This is a genomic window from Kitasatospora sp. NPDC048545 (assembly GCF_040651155.1).
GTDB lineage: Bacteria > Actinomycetota > Actinomycetes > Streptomycetales > Streptomycetaceae > Kitasatospora.
The window spans coordinates 1-5,766 of sequence record NZ_JBEZIQ010000128.1; the positions used below are offsets into that span (position 1 = coordinate 1).

Below are 5,766 nucleotides of genomic sequence, written 5' to 3' on the forward strand. Positions count from 1 at the left end.
GAAGATCCGTTCGTCGTCGACGCTGCGCAGCGACGCCTCCACGACCGCGCGGCCGTCCTCGTCCACGGTCAGACCGCTGCGCGTCGCCAGGTCGGCGCCGTCGCCGGTGTTCACCTCGGCCTGCCATTCGCCCAGGTGGGCGCCGGTGGCCGGATCGTCCTTCAGGTAGTGCCAGCGCACGGTGACCGCGTCGCCGGTGGCGCCCGCCTGGGAGAGCACCGTCATGTCCCGGGCCGGGACGCCCGCGGTGTCCGCCCACGCGGCGAGGGTGAAGCTCTGGTCGGTGTGCAGCGGCGTCGCGGCGCTCTGCGCGTAGCCCTTCACGCCGTCCAGTCGCAGGGTGCCGGGGGTGAGGAGCAGCCCGCCGGCCGGGTCGATCGCCGCGCCGTCGCCGAGCTGCGCGGCGGAGGCGGCGCTGCTCTCGTCCGGTGCGGCGAGTGGCGTGCCGGCCGCCGTGTCGAGCCGCCAGCGGCCCACCAGCTGCGGCCGCTGCTTGACCATGTCGGCCGCCTCGGTCGCGGTCACCACCCGGTCGTAGAGGCGGACGTCGTCGATGTCGCCGTCGAAGAAGTCCCCGTTCCTTCCCTCGCGGTTGATCGCGCCGATCTGCACCGGGCCCGGGTCGGGCCAGGGCGTGGTCTGGACGTAGTCCGTCTCACCGACCGGCGTGCCGTTGATGTACAGCCGCAGCTTCCGGGCGGTGGCGTCGGAGACGCCGAGCAGGTGCGTCCACTGCCCCTCGTTCGGGCCGAAGCAGGGGATGCCGTTGACCGGACCGCTGCAGACCGGCTGGACGGCGCGCACCAGGGTGTCGGCGGCGCTGTCCTCCTGGTACCGACCGAAGATCCACTTCTTGCTGTACGCCGAGTAGTAGAGCGAGAACTCGTTGTTGTGTGCGCCGATCTGATCGACCACCACCCGCGCGGCCGTGTCGCCGTCGGCGAGCTTGGGCAGCCGGACCCAGCCGGAGACGGAGAAGCTCCTCGTCCCGTCCACCATCGGCCGGGTGCTGCGGGCGAAGCCGCTGGTGCCGTCCAGGTGGATCGCCTTGTCGGCGACGCCGGGGATGCCGAGCTGCGCACCGCCGGACACCGTGAGGTCGTCGGCCTCCGACGTGCCGGGCGTGGTGCCGCCGGTGCCGTCGAGGTGCCAGACCGCCTTGGCCGGCAGGCCGGTGGCCGGCTGCCGGTCGGCCGCCACGTCGGCGGCCTCGCCCGCGGACAGCGCGCGGTCCCAGACCTTCACCTCGTCCAGTGCGCCGGACCACGGGTCGTTGTACCCGCCGCGGTAGCGCATCCGGCCGAGCTCCAGCGGGCCGCGGGCCGCCCAGGCGGCCGGGGCGGCGACCGGCGCACCGGCCGGGGCTCCGTTCACGTACAGCTGCACGGTCCTGGCCGTGGCGTCGTACACGCCGGTCAGGTGCGTCCACTGGTTCGTCGTCGCCGGGCCGGTGGCGCCGGCCAGCTGGTAGCCGTAGCCGACGTCGTCGGTGCTGACCGTCTCGAAGGCCCAGCCGCCGTTGCGCACGCCGAGACTGAACCCGGGCATGTACGAGCCGGACTGCGAGACCGCGGAGCGGTTGCGGTCGGCGTTGGCGAGCTTCACCCAGGCCGAGACGGTGAAGCTGCGCGCGGTGTCGAGCACCGCGCCCTGGGTGCTCGCGTAGCCGTTGGCCGTGCCGTCGAACGCCAGGGCGTCGCCCAGGTGCCCGGGCGACTGCGGGCTCGCGCCGGAGCCCGGCGTGGCGTCGAAGCCGCCGCCGGTGCCGGTCAGCCTGGTGCCGGAGGCGTCGTCCATCGCCCAGCCGGCGCGCTGGGGCTGGCCGGCCAGGACGTTGAAGTAGTACGTCTCGGGCTGCGAGGCGTTGCCCGAGCCGTCGACCGCGCGGGCGGTGAAGGTGTGCAGACCGGGCTTCTCCGGCAGCAGGTTGACGGTCGCGGCCGCGCCGCCGCTGACGGGAACCTCGTTGGTCAGTGCCGTGCCGTCCACCGCCCACTGGTACTTGGCGACGTCGGTGGCCTTCGACCTGACGGTGAAGCTGCCGTAGCGGCCGACGCCGTCGGTCCACGGCAGCGCGGCGGTGGCGTCCGACGAGCCGGGGTAGGACGCGGAGGTGACGGCGGGGCCGTCGGGTGCGGTGGTGTCGACGGAGAAGTAGCAGTCGGTCGGGTCGCCGTCCGAGGCCCACGGCCCCCACTCGGCGCCGTCCCAGGCCCGCACCTCCCAGCCGTACATGCCCTTCGCCGGCGCGGGCAGCGCGGGCAGTGTGACGGAGAACGCCGAGCCGGAGGCCTTGAAGGTGCCGGAGTCGGGGGCGGTTCCCTCCGCGCCGGTGGACCACCAGCGGCGGCGGAAGCCGGTGCCGTCGTCCCAGGCGGCGGCGAACTGGATGCCGACGGCTTCGCCGTCCGGGTCACTCGCCTTCGCGGTGAGCTGTGGCCACTTGTTGAGCGTGACCCCGGTGGACACGCACATGCCGGGCGACATGGTCTCGTCGCTCATCGGCGTCTGGCGCGGCGGCACGTTGGAGTAGACCCGCAGGGCGGCGTCGTCGCCGAACTTCTTCCAGCCGTAGAGGTCGCCCTCGTCGCGCGCCCGCAGCCCGAAGGTGGTGGACGACCAGCCCCAGTCGGCCGCATTCTGGACGAGGTCGCGGACCGCGCCCGTGTCGCCGCCGAACTCCAGCTGGCCGGACGGGCAGTCGCCGCTCCAGCCCTTGGCCGCCCAGGCGGTCTGCAGGTAGCGGCTCCAGAACCCGTCGGCGTTCTGGCTGTTCCAGGTGAGGCCGGAGTTGATGTAGCCGGTGTTCCACAGCTCGACCGGTGTCTGGTGGGAGCAGTCGAAGGACCAGGTCTCGGTGGCGACGAACTCGGCGCTCAGGATGTGCTTCCCGGCGAACTGGCTGGTCGGCACCTGGAAGAAGGCCCGCTTCACGTCCCGCGGCTGACAGCGCGAGGTGTCACCGCAGTACCCGACGCCCCACTCCCCGACGTACTTGCCGGTGTAGGTGAAGTGCCAGTACGACTGCGAGGGCCAGTACTGCGAGACGCCCGCCCAGTCGCCGGCGTGCGGGGTGTTCCAGGCCGGGTCGATCATCACCGGGTAGACCGTGCCCGGGTCGTCCAGCATCGACCGGTCCGGGGTGAGCACCATGCCGTCCTGCGCCGGCGGCAGCTCCACGCCGATCCGGGCGACCTTCGCGCCCTCGGCGGGGGCGGCCAGGGACGGGTCCGCCGCCTGCGCCGGGTCCGCGGCCTGTCCCGGTCCGGTCGCCGTCGGGGACGGAGCCGCCGGAGCCTGCGCGGACGCCGACCGCTCCTGCGAGCGGGAGGCCCGCACGGGCTCGCCCGTGGGCGCCGCCTTCGCGGAGGAGTCCCACATGACCGGCGTCGGCGCCTCGAACACCGTGCCGCCGGCGCCCTTGTCGACGGCCGTCATCGAGCCGTCCGGAGCCTGCCTGACCGTCAGGCCGTCGCCCTTCAAGCCGAGCCGCAGCCGGGCGAGCTCCGGGTTCCTCGCGGCCTGCGGGGTGCGTACCACGAGGACCTGGGTGAACCCGGTCCGGGTCGCGGTCAGACGCAGGTCCACGTCCGGCAGGACCGAGCGGTACTCGGCCGTGCTGCCCTGGAGGACCGGCCTGGGCAGCGGCTTCGGCCAGTCGAGCTTCAGCTCCCGCCCCGCCGAGGCCATGCGCACCAGCGGGTGGCCGCTGCCGCCGCCCGAGAACTCCACCTCGGCCGTCGCCGCTCTGGCCGCCACCGTGCCGCCCGGCCGCTCGATCAGGGTCGGGTCGATGTCCACCCAGGCCCCGCCGCGCCGCACCCGGTGCGGCTGCACGTACGTCGTCGTCAACAGCCGGCCGTCCGGCTGCGCGACCGTGTCGCTGGACTCGGTCCGCCGCTGCCCGACGTCCACCGGCTTGCCCGTGCGCCTCGCCTCCGCGACCGCGAGTCCCTCCGGCCCCTCTGCGGCCGACGCACCGGCCGAGGTCGCCCCCTGGCCGGGTCCGGTGCCCACGGCACCCGCGCCGCCGGCGGCGGTCGCCGGAACGACCCCCGCCCCGAGCATTGCCCCCACGGCCACCACGGCGGCGAACCAGCCGTGCGTGAACCGTCTCCACCTTGTTGCTTGCACTGTTTCCCAATTCGAGATCGACCGGCATCGTGACTGATACACCGATTCCGGCCTTCGGAGAGGCTCACGGAACGGCGTCATCAATCGGGATGTGGCCGGAATCGGAAGAGCCCCGCCCGGTCGGGCGTCGAATCCGCACTCGACCCCCCGAGTACGCCCTCGTGTGCGCCCCGTGAAGGCCGTTTCCTCGGCGCCAAGGGTTGAATTGTAGGGGCGCCGGGCCGCCGGTCGAAGCCGAGGACCGGTCCAGGAGGCTGTCTCACGGCTGTCTCAAACTTCTGACCTGCTGTGATGTCGGAGGTCGAGAAGGAGACTTGGAGACACCGCAGCGCCACTCGAAGCGCGCTCCGGCGATCCCGGCCGGGATCATGTGGCCTCCACACCGGTGGACCGCTTCGGGCACAGGCGGGTTTCCGATCCTGCCCACCGGAGAGTCGACACCCTTTCGGGACATCGATCAGGACGTGTTTCACGCTCGGCGCCGGCACGGAATTCGGGCGGGCGTTGACCGGCGGAGAACCGCGACCGCGCACCCGTCGCCCGTCGCGATCCGCTGTGCTCCTTCGTTCACGCCGGAAAGGCGTCGACACCCCGAAGGAGTTCCGGAAGTGAGCAGGACGGGGCCGCCTCCCGGACCGAGCCGCTGAAGATGCCGATCGACACGCAGCACCGTGAACGACCGGTGGGCCGGACCGGCGGTCCGGCCCACCCGGACGCCCCGCGTGCCGGGCGGCGCGGTCCGTTCAGTCCGGTGCCGGACCTCCGCGTCGTCCTCCGCCACCGCGTGCTTCCGGTGTGCTCGATGATCACCTCGCCGACCTCGCCGACCTCGCGGTTCTGCGACGGGGTGCGTCGGCGCGCCTCGGTGCGACTGCGCCTGTTGTCCGGCGCGGCCCCGGTGCCGTCGCGGTGCTGTCCCGGCGGTGCCGTCGTTCGGAGCCGTCGTTCGGAGCCGCCGTTCGGTGGCGTCGGAAAACCGATTTCGTATTCGCCGGGCTGTCGCCTAGAGTGGTCTTACCGACGCGGGGTGGAGCAGCTCGGTAGCTCGCTGGGCTCATAACCCAGAGGTCGCAGGTTCAAATCCTGTCCCCGCTACTACCGTGAGCCGGGGTCGGCGCCTGATGGCGCCGGCCCCGGCTTCGTCGTGTTCCGGCCGCATTCCCCGCCCCCGTCCGCCCCGGATTTCCGCAGGCGCGGCCGGCTGTGCGGATCCCCTTCCCGGCCCTTCGGCCTGAATTCCGCAGCCGTTTCCGCCGGTGGTCGAGGAGGGGTCGAAGGGGGCTGGAAAGAGCTTTCGGCCGTCGGTGGGCTGTGTTGTGGTGGGTCGCGGGGGCCGTGGCTGCAGGCGGGACGGCGACCGTGGGTGGGCGGAGCGCCGCTGGTGAGCGGTGTAGACGCTCGCGCATGGAGCTGAGTGCGGTGGCTATGGTTCGCCGGACCCGGGGGGATTTGAATGGTGCCACGACGACGAACCGATCGGACGCGACCGGCGCCCACGGCGAGTCGGACTCCTGTGATTCCTCCGTGTCTTCGAAATGAGGGTGATCGTGATGGCTGGTGTGGTGGATCTTTCGACGGATGCCGGTGTCGTGCTGGTGGTGGGTGGTACGGGCAAGACGGGTCGTCGGGTGG

The 5,766-nt window shown here is 72.7% G+C and carries 1 protein-coding gene and 1 tRNA gene; one reads left to right on the forward strand and one right to left on the reverse strand.

What is annotated here, in order from left to right; all coding sequences use genetic code 11:
- A partial coding sequence (locus AB0D10_RS45655) for a LamG domain-containing protein (protein WP_360268843.1) occupies positions 1–4,017 on the reverse strand: 4,017 nt, incomplete at its 3' end.
- Positions 4,018–5,155: 1,138 nt separating this feature from the next.
- Here AB0D10_RS45655 and AB0D10_RS45660 point away from each other — a divergent pair.
- Positions 5,156–5,229: transfer RNA gene (locus tag AB0D10_RS45660), tRNA-Met, on the forward strand.
- Positions 5,230–5,766: the final 537 nt, after the last annotated feature.